General features: G+C 54.6%; 14 protein-coding genes. 4 read left to right on the top strand and 10 right to left on the bottom strand.

The annotated features are described in order from the left end of the window. Nucleotides 1–23: 23 nt before the first annotated feature. The 5 genes from ACR0B3_RS09000 to acdA form a co-directional block, all read right to left on the bottom strand. Entirely contained in the window at nt 24–1,565 is a 1,542-nt protein-coding gene (locus ACR0B3_RS09000) for a sugar ABC transporter ATP-binding protein (protein ID WP_480808760.1), read from the bottom strand. Nucleotides 1,566–1,620: 55 nt separating this feature from the next. Further along, on the bottom strand, nt 1,621–2,733 hold the full coding sequence (locus ACR0B3_RS08995) for a sugar ABC transporter substrate-binding protein (protein ID WP_480808759.1): 1,113 nt from the start codon (nt 2,731–2,733) through the stop codon (nt 1,621–1,623). A 245-nt stretch (nt 2,734–2,978) separates the two neighbouring features. Further along, the gene (locus ACR0B3_RS08990) at nt 2,979–4,121 is read right to left on the bottom strand and encodes an alkene reductase (RefSeq protein WP_480808758.1); all 1,143 of its coding nucleotides are present in this window, start codon (nt 4,119–4,121) and stop codon (nt 2,979–2,981) included. Nucleotides 4,122–4,770: 649 nt separating this feature from the next. Next, complete coding sequence (locus ACR0B3_RS08985) at nt 4,771–6,393, bottom strand: thiamine pyrophosphate-binding protein (RefSeq protein ID WP_480808757.1); 1,623 nt, start codon at nt 6,391–6,393, stop codon at nt 4,771–4,773. An 8-nt stretch (nt 6,394–6,401) separates the two neighbouring features. Further along, nucleotides 6,402–7,619 (bottom strand): 3-sulfinopropanoyl-CoA desulfinase, encoded by a 1,218-nt coding sequence (acdA, locus tag ACR0B3_RS08980; protein ID WP_480808756.1) that lies wholly within the window; start codon nt 7,617–7,619, stop codon nt 6,402–6,404. A gap of 95 nt (nt 7,620–7,714) precedes the next feature. On the opposite strand from acdA, the gene ACR0B3_RS08975 reads away from it, so the two are divergent. After that, nucleotides 7,715–8,590: a LysR family transcriptional regulator gene (locus ACR0B3_RS08975; RefSeq protein ID WP_480808755.1), complete on the top strand. Its 876-nt coding sequence runs from the start codon at nt 7,715–7,717 to the stop codon at nt 8,588–8,590. A 123-nt stretch (nt 8,591–8,713) separates the two neighbouring features. Here the strand turns inward: ACR0B3_RS08975 and proC are convergent, their stop codons facing one another. The 3 genes from proC to ACR0B3_RS08960 form a co-directional block, all read right to left on the bottom strand. Next, nucleotides 8,714–9,520 (bottom strand): pyrroline-5-carboxylate reductase, encoded by an 807-nt coding sequence (proC, locus tag ACR0B3_RS08970; RefSeq protein ID WP_480808754.1) that lies wholly within the window; start codon nt 9,518–9,520, stop codon nt 8,714–8,716. 61 nt (nt 9,521–9,581) lie between these two features. Next, the gene (locus tag ACR0B3_RS08965; protein WP_480808753.1) at nt 9,582–10,523 is read right to left on the bottom strand and encodes an aminotransferase class IV; all 942 of its coding nucleotides are present in this window, start codon (nt 10,521–10,523) and stop codon (nt 9,582–9,584) included. Nucleotides 10,524–10,595: 72 nt separating this feature from the next. Next, nucleotides 10,596–11,585, bottom strand: a complete 990-nt coding sequence (locus ACR0B3_RS08960; RefSeq protein ID WP_480808752.1) for a TAXI family TRAP transporter solute-binding subunit — start codon at nt 11,583–11,585, stop codon at nt 10,596–10,598. A 322-nt stretch (nt 11,586–11,907) separates the two neighbouring features. Between ACR0B3_RS08960 and ACR0B3_RS08955 the strand changes: the two genes are divergently transcribed. Further along, a complete protein-coding gene (locus ACR0B3_RS08955) occupies nt 11,908–12,588 on the top strand; it encodes a GntR family transcriptional regulator (protein WP_480808751.1) in 681 nt (226 codons plus the stop codon). Nucleotides 12,589–12,899: 311 nt separating this feature from the next. Here the strand turns inward: ACR0B3_RS08955 and ACR0B3_RS08950 are convergent, their stop codons facing one another. Both ACR0B3_RS08950 and ACR0B3_RS08945 read right to left on the bottom strand, forming a co-directional pair. Next, the gene (locus tag ACR0B3_RS08950) at nt 12,900–13,361 is read right to left on the bottom strand and encodes an IS110 family transposase (protein ID WP_480808750.1); all 462 of its coding nucleotides are present in this window, start codon (nt 13,359–13,361) and stop codon (nt 12,900–12,902) included. 182 nt (nt 13,362–13,543) lie between these two features. Further along, nucleotides 13,544–14,197: a GntR family transcriptional regulator gene (locus ACR0B3_RS08945; protein WP_480808749.1), complete on the bottom strand. Its 654-nt coding sequence runs from the start codon at nt 14,195–14,197 to the stop codon at nt 13,544–13,546. A 211-nt stretch (nt 14,198–14,408) separates the two neighbouring features. Here ACR0B3_RS08945 and ACR0B3_RS08940 point away from each other — a divergent pair, with 211 nt between their 5' ends. After that, nucleotides 14,409–15,491, top strand: a complete 1,083-nt coding sequence (locus ACR0B3_RS08940) for a Gfo/Idh/MocA family protein (RefSeq protein WP_480808748.1) — start codon at nt 14,409–14,411, stop codon at nt 15,489–15,491. Between the two features lie 101 nt (nt 15,492–15,592). After that, nucleotides 15,593–16,603 (top strand): TRAP transporter substrate-binding protein DctP, encoded by a 1,011-nt coding sequence (gene dctP / locus ACR0B3_RS08935; RefSeq protein ID WP_480808747.1) that lies wholly within the window; start codon nt 15,593–15,595, stop codon nt 16,601–16,603. The last annotated feature ends 11 nt before the right edge of the window (nt 16,604–16,614 follow it).

The raw sequence follows: 16,614 nt of genomic DNA, 5'->3' as shown, positions 1-16,614 counted from the left end.
ATGCGTCTTCAAGAATGCGGAATTCATGACGCTGCCCTTTCTTGCTGCCGGTCACCCATGTTGAGCGCACTGGACAGGATATTTTGTTCGGTAAGTTGATCGCCGCTTAGTTCTGAATTGATCCGACCGTCGTACATGATCAGTGCGCGGTCACAGAGGCCGATCAACTCGTCATAGTCGGTGGTGTACAGAAGGATCGACAAGCCATCGTTGGCCAGATCACGCAGCAGGCGATAGATTTCTTGCTTGGTGCCCACGTCGATCCCGCGTGTGGGGTCGATCAGCAGCAACAGCTTGGGCCGGGTGGCCAGCCATTTGGCGATGACTACTTTTTGCTGATTGCCACCGGACAAAGTGGAAACCGCCAGATCAGCACTGCTCACTTTGATTTGCAGCGTTTCGATCATCTCCTCGATCTTGGCCTGTTCCGCCTTGCCGCTGACAATGCCGAGTGGGCTGAAACGGTCGAGAATAGGTGCAGTCAAGTTATTCGCGATGGACTGCGGCAGGAATAGACCGCCGGTCTTGCGATCTTCGGGCACCAAGGCGACGCGGAACGCATCGTCAAGACCATCACGGGGGGCCAATGGCACCTCTGTATTGTCGCCGATCCGGATGTCACCATCCACGCCGCGTAGCACCCCGGCCAACGCCTGAAGCACCTCTTGCTGGCCCTGACCGTCCAGCCCGCCCAGACCCACGATCTCACCGGGGCTAACCGCCAGATCAACACCTTTGAGCTTGCCGTTCCAAGTCAGGCTGCGCGTTTCAAGGTAAGGGGGATGAGCTTGCCCGGCGGGTGCCTTTTCGGGGAAGACCTGTGACAACGGTTTGCCAATCATCATCTGAACGATCTCTTCGTCGGTCCGACTGCCCGTTGCAAAAGTGTCTACATGCTCACCGTTGCGAAACACCGAGCAGGTGTCGGCCAGCGCCTCAACCTCGTGCATGCGGTGTGAAATGAACAGGATCAGCGTTCCTTCATCGCGCAGCCTGCGCAGCAGCTCCATCACCGGCTCAACGTCAGCGGCGGTCAAGGCGGATGTCGCCTCGTCCAGAATAAGAACCTTGGGTTTGCGTATCACCGCCTTGGCGATTTCCACGATCTGACGTTTTGACAACGGCAGATCAGCAACTTTGCTACGCACGTCGATATCCAGACCGACGCCCATCTCTTGCAAAACATCCCGCGCCATCTGGGCTTGCTTGGGACGGTCAATCAGGCCGAAACGATTGGTTGGTGGTTCCGCGAGACAAATATTGGCTGCGACATTCAGGTCAGGAACAATCGACAACTCCTGAAAGATGCAGACCATACCATGACGGGCGGCTTCGGCCGACCCATTCATGCTCAGAGGCTGGCCTTCGAGCATGATCTGCCCCTCGGTGGGTTGCACAACACCGACCAGAGATTTCATCAGCGTAGACTTGCCCGCGCCGTTCTCGCCCAAAATGGCGTGGATCGAGCCTTTGGAGGCTTCAAAATGTACGTTTTTCAGGGCGAAAATTCCCCCATAGCGCTTGCTGATGCCATCAAGCGTCAAAAATGCGGGTGTTTCACGCATTACCTTCCCTCCCGTTCAGCCAGCCCCGAGATCATATCTCGGCGCTGAACCGAAATTAGCTGTCGTTCTCGAACGACTGCGATCGCAGCTCGTCCGGGGTAAAGACCATGTCCTCCCCACAAGTTGCGTAGCCTGTGACAGTTTCGAACGTATCGGGTTCATCAGGGTAATAGTGCGTGCCAGCGACCATATCCGCTGTTTCGACGTTCGGGATCGGCAGGTTTGCCATAGACGGGAACGACTCGCCTTGCAGCAGCGCCACTGCAGCGCGTACAGCCAACGGCCCCATGCCCGGAGAAACTGAAACGGAGATGCCAGGGATTTCATTCCCGGCCATTGCTTTCACGTATCCGTTCTCAGCGTCTCCACCAACGGGCACTGCTGGATGATCAGCGGCGGCCATCGCATTGGTCACACCGCGGCAGCCGTGCTGACAAATGACGCCATCAAACTGCCCATGCACAGCAAAGGCATCCGCAGTTACACGCTGAACGGTCCCCGTATCCCAGTTGCCGACAACTTCGACCACTTCGATATCAGGATAGTCCGCCAGAACCTGCTCAACACCGGTATGACGGTCGCGGTCGGTCGAGTTGCCCTGGATGCCCCGAATTTCCAAGATGCGGCCAGATTTCTCGGGCATTTGGTTCAGCACAGACTTGGCTTTGATTATCTCGAAATCCACCCAGTCTGGTGTAATGCGCAGGATCGAGTCGTTGTCGACCGGGTTGTCGAACGAGACCAGAACGGTGCCCGCGCGGTTTGCGCGGCGTACAACGGCATCAAAAGCAGTTGGGTTCACGGCAATAAAGACGATTGCATCATAGCCAGCCTGGATAAAGTTATCGACAGCGGCAATCTGGGTCGCCACGTCAGGGCCAGTGGAGACAACGCGCAGTTCGCTGATCGTTTCCTTGTTTTCCGGACGTTCGGACCAGGCTCGAACGCTCTGGATCATCTGTTCGCGCCACGGAATACCCGTATGGCCATTAACCAGGGCAACACGGTATGGACCGTCCTTGGCCTCGTACTGAATGATCTTTTCGTTGCTGGGCGCCGGGATGTAGCAGTTGGGCATAAAGGTCTCTGCCCCGGCGGATGAAAGGGTCAGGCCCGCTACCAATGCGGTTGCGCTGGCCTGCTTGAGTAGTTTTCCGATTTTGGACACTTGGATCCTCCCAGTTTGTCGAACGCGGACGTTAGCTCCTCAACCAACTGAACCGCGATGAGGACTACCCTGTTTCGAAAGACCTTGATCCAGTAGGGAGTAAAATGGCGTTTCGGCTGTGAAAAATTTTCACATATTGCAAGTTCACTAACAGTCTCAGTAGTGACCAAAGAAAATCGGGCCGCCAAAGTTGGCAGCCCGCATTTCTAAGGTCAGGATGTATCTAAACGTATCGGTGATTTAGCTTAGCTGACCATTTCCGGTCGGCTTTTCTCTCCAGCGCTTTGTTTAGGTGCGTATGGTGGATAGTCACTGTACCCCTCTGCACTGCCCCCATAAAGCGTCAGCCGGGCATCAGCGTCAAACTCGGCCAACGGCCAACCGTTCTTGAACCGCTGCACAAGATCCGGGTTTGTGACATAGGGCGTGCCAAAGGCAACCATGTCTACATGTCCTTTTTCCAGCAGTTCTTCGGCGCTTTCCAGGCTCAGTTTACCCGCCACCATGATCGGGCGTGGATATCGGGCACGCACTTCAATGCGGAAGCTCTCGGGCACAGTTTCATAGCGCGAGATGTGCTCGGAGAAGTGTACGTAGGCCAGGCCCATTGGGGCCAGTTTCTCAAGCAGCTTCAGCGTGATCTCGACGATTTCCGGGTCGGGATCGGCAAAGCCTTCGATCACATAAGGCGACAGGCGAACCGCTACACGATGGGCGCCAATTGCGTCGCTCACGGCAGTCAGAACCTCCAGCACAAACCGCATGCGGTTATCTTGGCTACCACCATATATGTCGTCACGCTGGTTGCTCGCCAAGCGCAGGAAGCCGTCAAGCAGATACCCATGCGCCGCGTGGATTTCGACCCCGTCAAAACCTGCTTCAATCGCGTTATGCGCAGTCTGGACATAATCGGCAATTGTCGCCTTGATATCTTCAACAGTCATTTCGCGGGGTGTTTCGGTTTCGATCATGTCAAACGTGCCTTCGGGCGTGGGTCCGAAAACCTTGTCGGGGTCTTTTATTGCCGATGCCGAAACGGGTGTTTCGCCCGAGATGACCGAATGGCTGCGACGCCCGACATGCCACAGCTGCACAAAGATCGAACTACCCGCGTCGTGCACAGCTTTGGTCGTCTTTTTCCAGCCCTCAATATGCTCGGGAGTATAGATCCCTGGGGTCATCGAATAGCCGCGACCAACAGCTGAGATTGGAGTGCCTTCAGTGACAATTAGACCAGCATTCGCTCTCTGGCTGTAATAAGCTGCCATCGTGTCGTTGGGCACGTCCCCCGGTTGGGACGTGCGCGAACGTGTCATAGGTGCCATCGCAATTCGGTTGTCCAGCTCAAGCTCTCCCAACGTATAGGGAGAGAAAATCTTGCGTGTCATCAGAGTTTTCCTCAGCATTTGAATACTGAGACAGGTAGGAAGTCCCAACTTTGTCATCTACAGCAAAAGCAGCAAAGCAGTCTTGAAATTTTGGCACAGGTAGGCTGATAGATAAGCGGGATCGGTTTTAGGGAGCGGGTCAGATCATAGTCAAAATAGCGTCGACAAAGAAATTCTAAATGCGGTGCTGCTGTCTATTCCCTGGCCCTTCCTGTGGCTCTCGAACAAACCTTAGGGAAGGCTTAAGTGTCCACGAAATACCTGGCGCCAACACCCGCTTTCAGATCGCGAACATCGACATTCGCGCAACCTGCGGAATAAGTTGGTTTGGGTTTGGAGCGAGCGCGGCATCGAACCACTTATTTAGTGACTGGGCGTCATCCTCGGTCCAAACCGGTCATTGGCGAACTTGACGAGATGCTGCTGATGCAGCCCGTATTGCGGACACTTGCTGTCTGTACAAAGCAATTGAGCGCGTTGTGATTGGCAGTGCGGACGCATGTGACGTTGAGATCGGGATTTATTTGTGGAGTTCCCGTTTTTCTGCAAAACCGTCGCAATGCAAATCGGCTCTCTATCGCCTGACGTGCATTGAGTACAAAACAAAATGTTACCCTGTGACTTCTATCTTTTGCGGTTCGCAAGCATGTTAAATTCGTCCATCATACGCTCCCCGGTCGATCACGGCAGCGATGACAGTGAAACTATCAGCATCCCGCGCGGCAGCAAGAGCGGCCCTCAGCTCCGCGTCGGACCGAACAGTATGGCCCACACCGCCAAAGGCCTCTGCTAAGCACGCGAAGTCGTGCTTCGCGAAATCCACGCCTGCGTTTTCCAGCTGCCGCCCGCGCTGTTTAATCTCAATAAGGGCAAGGCTCGCGTCCACAAAGACCACGAAAATCGTTTTCAGACCAAGTTCTGCCGCCGTCGACAACTCCCCTGCCACCATTAGCATTCCGGCATCACCGGAGAATGAAACAACCTTGCGATCTGGTTCGATCAGCGAAGCGCCCATAGCAAGCGGGACAGCACAACCCATTGTGCAGAAGGCAGACGATTGCAGCAGGCTTTTCGGGGCGTAGCAGCTCCACTTCTGCGAAAGAAGAATGCGGTGCGCACCGGAATCGACTGTGGCTACGGTTTCCTTTGGCAGCACTTCGCGGCAAGTCTCGATTACCGTTCCCGGCCCCCAAACCTCCGTCTCGGCAAATGTTGAGATCAAGCTCTCACGAACCGAGTGGACCTTGCCGTCCGACCAACGGGATTTTGCCGCGACCCCAATCGAGAGAGCGTCCAACGTGTGCCCGACATGCGAGACGAACTGAAGGCTCGATTGGTGCATATAGTGAGTATTCGGCTCCGCCGAAATATCGATAACATTGACTGTCTCTGTGTCCCAGACATCGCGCCAAGCGACCCGCATTTCAATCGGGTCGTAGCCAGCACAGATGATCAGATCGGCCTCCTGCACGAACGGTAGCAGGACTGCATCGTTCTTGGGTGACAGGCCCGCACCACCCATGCAAAGGGAATGATCTTCAGGGACAATCCCTTTCGCTTTGTAGGTCGTGATGAGCGGCACGTTCTGCGTTTCGCAAAAACGCAGGATAGCGGCACTTGCGTTGTCTTTGAGCGCGTCCAGACCCGCGATCATGACTGGTCGCTTGGAAATCGACAGCCAGGATCGGGCCAGAGTCAGATCGTCATTCGCAGGAACAACGGCACTCACTTTCGTGCGGCGGCGCTTCTCAACGGGGCCAGGACGCGCGTCGGCTACAGAAATCGGTATATCGATATGGACAGGGCCATCGCGGCCATCAGTTGCGATAGCAACCGCTTTGTCCGCAATCGTATCTGCCCCTTCTGTGTTCAGCATAATGCTGGCCTTGGTGATCGGGCGGAATACCGCTTGGTGGTCAAGAACCTGATGTGTGTAGGTGAGGGCCTCAGTCGCATCGACACACCCTGTCAGGACGATAAGTGGCACACGATCTTGCTGTGCGTTGGCGACGACATTCACACCATTTAACGCGCCCGGGCCAACCGTTGCCACGAGAATACCTGGTGCCCCGTTCATGTGATGCGCCCCTTCAGCCATAAAGCCGGCGCTATTTTCATGTTTGCAGAGAACGAATTCGATACCAGCTTTTTCAAGCGCATCGACAATCGTCAGCACCTCTCCACCGGGCATGCCGAAAGCGTGCCGGCAGCCAGCATCATAGAGCCGCCGCGCGAGAAGGTCGGCGGCCCGCAGATCCTTGTCAGTTTTCATGGGGGCTCCTATTCTGCCGCGTAACGCGGCATGTCGGCAAGGCGCGAATACCCGTCCCGCGTCTGTGGTGTTTTGATACCAAGAATGCTCCCGGCAACTTGGGTTCGAAGGATCTGTGCGGTCCCGCCACCGATGGTGAACATGCGCACATCGCGATACATCCGTTCCAGAGGTTCACGATCACTGTAGCCACGTGCGCCGAACATCTGCAGCGCGTCGTTGACCACCTTAATAGCCATCTCGGACGCAAAGAGCTTGGCGCGGGCGGCCATCATCATGTCAGGATACCGACTGCCGTTTGGACCACGTGATCGCGCCGCTTCGTGGAGAAGCAGCCGGGCTGCATGAACTTGCGTGTCCATATCGGCGAGCATCCATTGAAGTCCCTGGAATTCTGCGAGTGGGCGCCCGAACTGTTCGCGTTGGAGGAGATAGCGTTTGGCCCGTTCGAGCGCCCCTGCCGCGACACCCATGGCAATGGTACCGGCACCGACGCGCTGCGAATTGTAGGCATTCATCAGCTCGGCAAAACCGTGCTTGAGGCCCGAAGGTGGTTTGACCAGCCATTTCTCGTCGATCTCGACATTCTCGAACCGCAATTCTGCTTCGGGCATACCGCAAAGGCCCATCGTGTATTCGTGGCCAACCACGGTAAATCCGTTTGGCATATTGCCCGAGATTGGATCGGCAAACAGAATGAAACCGCCAATCCCCTGTTCGTAGCCCGCTTCACTAAGCACGCGCGCAAATACCAAGTGGAGCTTCGAGACCCCGCCTCCCGTGATCCAGTGCTTAGTCCCGTTGAGGATGTATGTGTTACCTTGTTTCCGGGCGGTGGTTTGCATGTCAGTCGCGGCACTTCCTGCGTGAGGTTCTGTGATGCAGATCGCGGGCTTGTCCCCTGCCAACACATATTGGGCACAAAAAGCCTTTTGATCGTCGTTGCCGTACCCCATTACCGCGCTGATGCCGCCCATGTTGCCTTCGACAACGATGCGGGCCGTCAGGGTGCAGGCTTTCGCGATTTCTTCCACCACCAAGGCAACATCCAGAAAACTCCCGCCATGCCCGCCATACTTCTTTGGAATGGTCATACCCATGATACCAGCATCGGCCAGCTCACCAACGTTCTGCCAGCAATATGCACGCGACTTGTCCCATTCCGCGGCGCGTTTCTCAAATCCTGGGGCCAGTTCTTTTGCAACGTTCACAAGCGGATGCGTCATGGCGTGTCCCTCGTTTCTGTTTTCACCAGAATACGCTTGCAGAAATACAGCTCAATCTAATAAGATTTTATATCAAATACAGTTTTTCTTAAGTTATGCAGACGCGCTCTCTCAGAACTCTCATGCGGATCTCCAAGATCGGCTCCTTTGCAAAGGCGGCCGAGCAATTAAACATGACATTGTCCGCAGTTTCGATGCAGATGAAGGCACTCGAGACGGAGCTTGGCGTTGACCTTTTTGACCGCACCGTGCGACCGCCGCGACTTACGCTAATCGGTCGAACCATCGTCGAGGCCTCAATCCCGATCCTGCAGCATGAAGATGACCTTCTTGAAATCTGCCGACCGACAGACACGCTGGTCGGACACTTCCGACTTGGATTTGTCACAACTGCTGCCGTTCGCCTGCTGCCGGATTTCCTGAACAACGCAAAACATGAAGCACCGCAAGCGACCTTCTCGTTTGAAACCGGTCTGTCCAAGGCGCTACAGGAGAAGGTCGTTAGTGGACAGCTTGATGCCGCACTTGTCACGGATGCCGAAGGTGTTCCCGACGCGCTCACGGAACTGGTCCTTCGAGAAGAGCCCTTTGTTTTCGCGGCCAATGAGAGATTGCTGAAAGACGGGCTCGCAGGTTTGTTGAGTGCGCGGCCCTTCTTTCACTTTATGCCTGATACCGGGATCGGAAAGCTCATTGCTGGCGAGATGCTTAAGCACAAAAGGCCAAGGGGTTCCGAAACGATTGTCCTCGATAATCTTGAAGCGATCATGGAATGTGTCTCAGCGGGTTTGGGTTTTACGCTCCTGCCTGCCCCCGACGTGATGCGATATCGATCTGCTGACGTCAAAAGCATCCATCTTCCTCAAACGTCAGCGAGAAAACTCGTTCTTGCAACCGCGCGCGAGGGCGCGCTGTCTGGCAGGGAGACGGTACTCGCGGGGCTGTTCTCAGCCGGCAAGGCTCATGCTTAGCGTGTAAGTATAAACTTTTCCAACGCTCGAGGCATCGCGCAATCTATGCGATTGTGACTGTGCGACACTAAAAAATATACCTTAGCACCATAGCTGCAACGGGCCATTTTGAGATTCAGGAGATCAATTCCCATCAGCGCTTTGAGACAGTTCAACACTACGGCTATGAGTAGCCCACACAGTCCTTTGCAGTAGAGGGAACACCCCATTCTCAAGGGACATCAACTCCTGCAGTCCCGCTTCCGTAGTCCCGTTTGGGGACGTAACCTCCTTTCGAAGGTCGGCGGGAGAAAGCGGACTGGATCGCAGAAGATCGCCACTCCCGGAGATCATTCCACTTGCCAATTTTGCTGCAACTTCTGGTGCCAAACCCAATTCTCTTCCTGCTTCTGTCAACGCTTCTGTCATCGCGAACACATAGGCCGGACCGCTTCCGGAAATCGCTGTCACAGCGTGAAGCAAGTCTTCATCATCGAGGACCAGGGTTTCTCCAACTGCCTGCATCAGTTGTATTGCAAGTTCCATATGACTGGCCGTCGTGCAGACATTGCCGACAAGAGCGGTGATGCCAGAACCAACCGATGCAGGTGTATTTGGCATTGTGCGTACAATTGGCGTCTGCGGACCCAGCAACTCTTCATAGGTCGAAATCAAAGTGCCAGCAGCGACCGATACGAAAAGAGTTTGCCCGGACCCAAATGAATTCAGATCCGACAAAGCAGAGGTCATGACCTGGGGCTTTGTCGCAATTACCGCAACAGCAGGCGGCTCATCTGGTTGTTGGTTGAGTCGCAGGCCGCGCCGCGTAAGGCGCTGCAGCCAGTCTGATGGACGCGGGTCCAGGACGATGATCTGTTCGGGCTCCAACCCGGCATTGAGCCAGCCGTTCAACAATGCGGAGCCCATCTTACCGCATCCCAATAGCAACAAGCCACGATCACCGACCTCTAATCGGCTCTGACCTTCTGGGCCCACGACATGTTCCATACAATCAGCTCGCAACCTTAAGGGTGCTTCGTTGCACAAGTTCTTTGTAGAGCTCGCGCAATCGGCGGGTCATCGGACCAGCACCTTCATGCTCCCCGATCTGTTTTCCATCTATGGACGCAACGGGCGTTTGCGCTCCGAAAGTGCCCGTCAGAAAGGCCTCGTCAGCTCCGTATGCTTCATAAAGCGAATAGTTCTTCTCGAATACCGAGATGTCGTTTGCTCGGCACAGGTCTATGACCTTCTGACGGGTCACCCCGTTCATGCAGTAGTCACCAGTAGAGGTCCAAACTTCACCACGGCGAACGATGAAGAAATTGCACGCATTCGTCGTGTTCACAAATCCATGTGGGTCCAGCATCAGGGCTTCATCAGCGCCAGCCTGTTCCGCCTGCAAACATGCGATGACGCAGTTCAGCTTTGAATGACTGTTGTACTTGGCGTCCTGACTCATCGGCAGACCGCGCACCTGAGGCACTGTGGCCAGGCGAATACCCTGGCTCATCAGGCTGTCCACTGGCTTCGAGTGTTCCAAAATCGCAACCACAGTGGGCCCAGATCGAGACAACCTCGGGTGCTGAAACGGCTTGTCCTTTGGCCCGCGAGTCACCATGAACCGGCAATGCGCGTCCGTTGTCATGCCATTGGCTTTGGCCGTGTCATTCAGTGCTTGCAGGACTTCGTCCTTCGTCATGCCAACGTCAATGGAGACGGCTTTGCAGCTATTGAAGAACCGATCCATGTGTTCGTCAAAAAACGCCCAAGTACCGTTGTAGAGGCGCAACCCCTCCCACATACCATCGCCCACCATGAAACCGGAGTCGTAGACAGACACCATCGCTTCGCTACGCGGGACGATCTTGCCGTTAAGAAAGATCTTGATGTCTCGATTGCGCGCGTCTTCCTGCGCGTCATGTGTGGAATGGCTTAGAGTTTGCTCGCTCATGTCATGACTCTTGCGTGGGCGTTGCGTTTAAGAGGCGCAGAGGAGACGACGACCGCCGCCTCCGTTGTGTGTTTAGTTGATTAACCCGGCTTCACGGAAATAGCGCTCTGCGCCCGGATGCATTGGTGCGGACAAACCGTTCACCACCATTTCCTCTTTCTTGAGGTTGGCAAAGGCCGGGTGGAACGATTTGAAGGCATCAAAGTTGTCAAAGACTGCCTTCACCATCACATAGACGGTTTCTTCCGGTACGTTCGAGGATGTCACGAATGTGGACGGAAGGCCAAAGGATTGAACGTCACCATCCACACCGCGATACAGACCGCCCGGGATGGTCACATTGCCGTAGTAGGGCTTGCTTTCGACCAGCGCCTGAACGGCATCACCCTCGACAGGAATGATGTTGATGTCGCACGTTGTGGCTGCTTCCAGCACATTGGCAACTGGATTGCCAGCAACCATCAGAAAGGCCTCGATGGTATTATCGCATAGCGCTGCTGATTGTTCGGCCGACTTGAGCTCGGTCACTAAACCAAAGTGATCCATGTCCCAGCCCATCGCGTCTACAAGGACTTCAGCTGTGCCACGCGTGCCAGAGCCAGGATTACCCAAGTTGATGGTCCGACCGCCTAGGTCGTCCAGAGACTCAATGCCGGTGTCTTTGCGTGCGGCGATGATGACCGTATCGGGGTGCAGCGAGAAAAGACTGCGGAGCTCGCCATCCGGGCCATCCTCTTCGAAAAGGCTCGTCCCGTTCAGTGCGTGGAACTGCCAGTCGGACTGAACAATACCCATTTCCAACTCGCCCTCGCGCATGGTGCGCAGGTTGTAAACTGAACCGCCCGTACTTTCGACCGAGCATCGAATGCCATGTTCCTTGCGTTTCTGATTGACCAACCGACAGATACCACCGCCGACGGCGTAGTAAATGCCGGTTACACCGCCAGTGCCGATCGTCAGAAACTCTTCCGCTTTAGCCGGTGCACCAGCCAACAGCGCGGCTGCACTGAATGCTGCGAACCCGTTTTGGATTCTCTTTTTCAGGATGTCGTTCGACAACATGAATAACTCCCTTTTCACCTGTTGCGTCACCGCGGTTGCAAACCGAGTGATCATCTTTTGCCGATGGAGTGGGCAATCGCAGCCAAGGTTCGGAGCTTTTCGAATCCCCACCTGCCACAACGGTACAGCATGATTTCCAAATTGTCGACAATATATAATATTGTCGACAATTTAGATGTAGCCGGCTACCTTGAGACTGGTCTGCAGCAGTCAATCATTGAACCGAAATTGGAAGTTTAGCTGCAATCATTTTTCTGGCTATCCTGGCCTAACGACGTAATCTCGCCTTCCATCAATTGGGAGTTCCATCAACAGGATCGAAATGACACAGCAAGAATCCTCATCAGAGAAATCCGGCGACACATTGAAAGACAGAACGCTGGAGCGACTCCAGAAACTTATCTTGACCGGAGATCTGGAGCCTGGGGCAAAACTGCTTGAAACTCAGGTTGCTGCTCAGCTGGATGTCAGCCGCGCCACATTGCGCGAAGCGATGGTTCAATTGAGCGAGATCGGCCTTCTTGTTTACATCCCGTTCCGGGGAACTTTCCTTCGCACGTTGGATCCAATTGATCTGGACGAAATCTATTCGTTTCGAACGGGGCTTGAGAAGATGGCGTTTCAGTTCTGCTGGGACAAACGAGATCTGATTAACCTCGCCGACCTGCAAATGCGTAACAATAGGCTATGCGATTGCATCTCGGATAATGATCCCTACGGCGCAATCATGGCAGAAATGCACCTTCACTCATGGTGCTATGAACTTTCGGGACACACCCTTCTGCTGCAAAGCTGGGAGCGCCTGAAACCCAACCTCCAATTCTACTTCGCCATGCATCAGAAGGCGCATGGGCGGGGCGGGCCACTTCGGGAGTCCCATGACAAATACATTGAGCTCGCCAATGGTGAGAGTTTGGATGACATGCTCGCTCACCTTGAAGATCACATGCGGCAAGGCTTGAAAAACACAATGAAGTTTCTGAATGAGCGAAATGCTGCATAGGTCGCATCTGCGCTTGCGCTTCTAAAATTGACTCCAGTCGCGAACAGGTTAGGCAAATATGAACGCTTGGATCGAGCCCTTTTCACTTGATGGGCAACATGTTGCAGTTGAACCGCTTGAAAGAAAGCACAGTGATGACCTCACCCGGCCGCGGCCGATGGGGATCTTCATCGTCTCTGGTATACAATGGTCCCCACACCAGAGGGTGTACCGGAAGAGATCAAGCGCCGCCTGAGCTTGCGCGAAGCGGGTACAATGTTCCCATTCGCGGTCATACAGAAATCGACTGGTCATGCTGTTGGCATGACCACCTATATGAACATCAGCGCCCCAAATCCCCGCACTTCGTTGGCCCGATCAATGGTCTTACTCAACAATGCCTTGCGCGTGCTCAGGAGGGCCCGAACCCCATGTGCCTCCCGGCTCTTCATGTGAACAGGACTAAACCAACCTGTCCGCAAGATTTGGGCAATGCCACGTGCGTCGTTGCGATCCGTCTTGTTACGCATCGCTGACAGCGCGGCACTTACCTGGCGCGCCTCCATGCAAACGACGTCGAAACCTTCTGCCTTCAATCCGTAGAACAAGTGCTGGCTCAAAGTGCCAGACTCAAACCCGATGCGCTCGATTGAAACGGGAAGCGCGGCCAGATAGCCCGCGATCTCCTCTATTTCGCAAGGCAGGTCTCGCTCGTGCATAACCGCACCCTTGCCATCAACGACACAAATCGCGCACGACCGCAGTGACACATCCAAACCTGCAAAATACTCCATTCGAAATCTCCCATTTTCACAGTTTCCCTGTGAGCCTATCGGGAGCTCGATCTCAGTTCACGGTCAGCCCAATTACGCATGCTTTGGGCCGTTCCCAAACTTTTCGATTTAGATGTAGAATTTTGAGATATTCCCTGCCAAGTCGACGTTAAGTCGTCGAAGCACGCAATCAGCACGCCGCCCTACATAGCCTCCAACGTGTGGGTGAGGCCGTTTCGGATGTGATCTTCCAACAGTTTCTTGGCCGTGTCGGCGTCTCTGGCTAGCGCAGCATCGAACATGCCCTTGTGCTCCTTGACCGCCTCTTCGCCGCGATATGTCAGCACGAGCATCTGATACCGCAGATACTTGTCGTAGATGATCGAGTGTAGAGACAGAAGATTCCTGGAGTTGCAGGCCGCGATCATCGCTTGGTGAAACTCCCAATCATATCGCTTCCAGGTTTCTTTTTCAGACTCGTCGCCCTTAAGAAGCTGCTGTTCCATCAGGTGCAGTTTGTGATGTGCGGCAACCAGGTTACCTTCCCAATCGGTGTCGCCGTTCGCGATGGACAACTCCAACGCGTGGCATTCCAACAGGACGCGCAGCTCTGATATCTCGGTCAGGTCTTCTCGGGAAACTGGCGTAACCAGGAATCCCCGTTGCTCGGGGGCTTCGACAAATCCGTCGCTGGCAAGCCTGTTCAGAGTTTCACGAAGTGTCGAAAGGCTTGCCGAATAGCGTTCCTTCAAGGCGTCCAGCTTCAGTTTGGCACCGGGCTGCAACTCACCGAAGATGATATCCCGCTTGATGCGCTGATAGGTGCTAGCGCCTATTGTAGACGGCTGCTTCGCCATGCATTTCACCCGATATTTTTGGTTTCCTCGTTCAATTAGCATTTTCCAGAGACATCAGCAATCCAAACCGATGTATGGTAAAAATAAAAATATCATACATTATTGCGGAATCGCGAAAAGCCCAATACGGTCGTAACCAAGCGGAGCAGTTTCGCTCGATTGAAAAAAAAATGGGTCCCGGAGAGCACCGGAACCACCGGAAGGAAGCAAAGTGTCAAAGAACTTTCGCGTTGCCATCGTTGGCATTGGTCTTGTTGGACGCCGCCACGCAGATGCAATCCGAGCGTTGCGTCATGTCGACCTGGTCGCAGTTGTTGACCCCAGTGACGAAGGCCGTGCCTATGCCGTTGAGCATGGTGTGGCGTTTTACGAAACGCTCGATGATATGTTCGCCCATCAGTCACCGGACGGGGCGGTGCTTGCGACCCCAACGACACTGCATGTCGAGCAAGGCCTTGCCTGTATTCGCAACGGTTGCCCTGTTCTTGTTGAAAAACCAATCGCCGTCGGGGCCATTGCGGCGTTGGAACTTGTCCAAGAGGCCGAGAAAGCAAACGTGCCGCTCATGGTTGGGCACCATCGGCGGCACAACCCTCTGATCAAGTCGGCGAAAGAAGCCATTGCAGAAGGCAGGATCGGGGATGTCCGTGCAGTCCATGCGAATTGCTGGTTCTACAAACCCGACGGGTATTTTGATGCTGCGCCCTGGCGAAAGAAACCGGGTGCAGGCCCTATTTCAGTTAATCTGGTCCATGACGTTGATCTGCTGCGGCATCTGGCTGGCGAGGTTGTAACCGTCCAAGCTCAGTCGGCGGAATCGCAACGCGGATTTGATAATGAAGATGTTGCCGGGGCGTTATTGACGTTCGAGGGTGGGGCGATCGGGACCATAAGCGTATCCGACAGTATCGTCGCCCCCTGGAGCTGGGAGATGACGTCTCAGGAATATCCGATCTATCCGTCAACAACGGAAAGCAGCTATATGATCGGTGGTTCGCATGGGTCATTGTCCGTCCCCGATCTTCGACTGTGGAGCTATCAGGGACAGCAAAGGGATTGGTGGACCCCGATCTCGTCGACAGCGTTGAAGAAGGGGGCGTCGGACCCATTGGTCAACCAACTCCGGCACTTTGTCGAAGTGGCTCGGCACGAAGCAGACCCGATAGTGTCCGGTTGGGAGGGTTTGAGGGCGCTGCAAGTTATTGAAGCCATTCAAAATTCCTGCCGAACCGGAGAGACGGTCAGGATAAATAGCCTGCAACGAACTCTACCGGCAAAAGCCACAGTTGTATGAAATATCAGATATTTTGCAAAAAATCTTGCAAAATGTCCAAAATAGGTCAAAACTTGGAATCGTCAAAAAGAAGCATCAATGATGTCTCAGGGAGGAAAAAAGTGACTTTCAAACTTACACGCCGGGCTGCTGTATCAGCCCTGGTTGCAACCGGTGTTCTGTTCAGCGCAACAAGTGGTGCGCTTGCAGACGACAAAGTGCAACTTCGCCTCGCAACGTCGGGGTCGGAAACTGATCAACGTTCGGTCGCAATGGCTGAGGTTTTCGCGCCGATGGTCGCTGATTTCGCAAGCTACGAGCCCAGCTATAATGGAACCATCTTCGCCCAAGGCACCGAGTTGGACGCCATCAGCCGGGGTAACCTGGAAATGTCGATCACCTCGGCGCAGGAACTGGCACAGTTCTTCCCCGAGTTTTCGATCTTTACCGCAGGCTATGTCCATCAGGACGCCGCGCATCAGGTGGCGGTCTTCAACGATCCCTTGATGGATGCCTTCAAGCAAAAGGCCGAAGAAGAATTGGGCGTCAAACTGCTGTCGGTCATGTATCTGGGCCGTCGTCAGGTGAACCTGCGCCAGCCCAAGGATGAACTGACCGTCAGCACTCCGGCTGATCTGGAGGGTGTGAACCTGCGGATGCCGGGCACAGATGCGTGGCAATTCCTTGGCAAAGCGCTGGGTGCCGCTCCGACACCAATGGCGTTCTCAGAGGTTTACACAGCTCTGTCGACCGGTGCCGTTGACGGTCAGGACAACCCGTTGCCGACTGTGGTCGATGCCAAATTCTACGAAGTGACCAATCAGATCGTCCTGACATCGCATCTTGTTGACCTGAACTATATCGCCATCGGCAAAGAGGTTTGGGACGGTCTGACACCGGAACAGCAAGCCAAGGTTCAGGAAGCTGCCGACGCAGCGGCTGAAGCTGGTCGTCAGAAGCAGCTTCAGAAAGAAGAGGACCTTGTCAGCTTCCTGAAAGAGCAGGGCATGGAGGTCTACGAGCCCGACCTCGCGGCGTTCCGCGATCAGGTACAGTCGATGTATCTGGAAAGCGAGTTCGCCGGGTCATGGCCGGACGGTGTTCTGGAGCAGATCAACGCTCTGGGCAACTAAGCTCATCTACA

The sequence above is a fragment of the Ruegeria sp. CE9 genome, assembly GCF_056537425.1.
This window is presented reverse-complemented; position numbering and strand designations above follow the sequence as displayed.

What these genes read in the sequence shown, in the direction of transcription:
- ACR0B3_RS08975 (WP_480808755.1), top strand. Translation starts at nt 7,715, where the DNA reads ATGCAGACGCGCTCTCTCAGAACTCTCATGCGGATCTCCAAGATCGGC.
- ACR0B3_RS08950 (WP_480808750.1), bottom strand. Translation starts at nt 13,361, where the DNA reads ATGGAGTATTTTGCAGGTTTGGATGTGTCACTGCGGTCGTGCGCGATT.
- ACR0B3_RS08945 (WP_480808749.1), bottom strand. Translation starts at nt 14,197, where the DNA reads ATGGCGAAGCAGCCGTCTACAATAGGCGCTAGCACCTATCAGCGCATC.
- ACR0B3_RS08965 (WP_480808753.1), bottom strand. Translation starts at nt 10,523, where the DNA reads ATGAGCGAGCAAACTCTAAGCCATTCCACACATGACGCGCAGGAAGAC.
- acdA (WP_480808756.1), bottom strand. Translation starts at nt 7,619, where the DNA reads ATGACGCATCCGCTTGTGAACGTTGCAAAAGAACTGGCCCCAGGATTT.
- ACR0B3_RS09000 (WP_480808760.1), bottom strand. Translation starts at nt 1,565, where the DNA reads ATGCGTGAAACACCCGCATTTTTGACGCTTGATGGCATCAGCAAGCGC.
- ACR0B3_RS08955 (WP_480808751.1), top strand. Translation starts at nt 11,908, where the DNA reads ATGACACAGCAAGAATCCTCATCAGAGAAATCCGGCGACACATTGAAA.
- ACR0B3_RS08990 (WP_480808758.1), bottom strand. Translation starts at nt 4,121, where the DNA reads ATGACACGCAAGATTTTCTCTCCCTATACGTTGGGAGAGCTTGAGCTG.
- ACR0B3_RS08985 (WP_480808757.1), bottom strand. Translation starts at nt 6,393, where the DNA reads ATGAAAACTGACAAGGATCTGCGGGCCGCCGACCTTCTCGCGCGGCGG.
- ACR0B3_RS08960 (WP_480808752.1), bottom strand. Translation starts at nt 11,585, where the DNA reads ATGTTGTCGAACGACATCCTGAAAAAGAGAATCCAAAACGGGTTCGCA.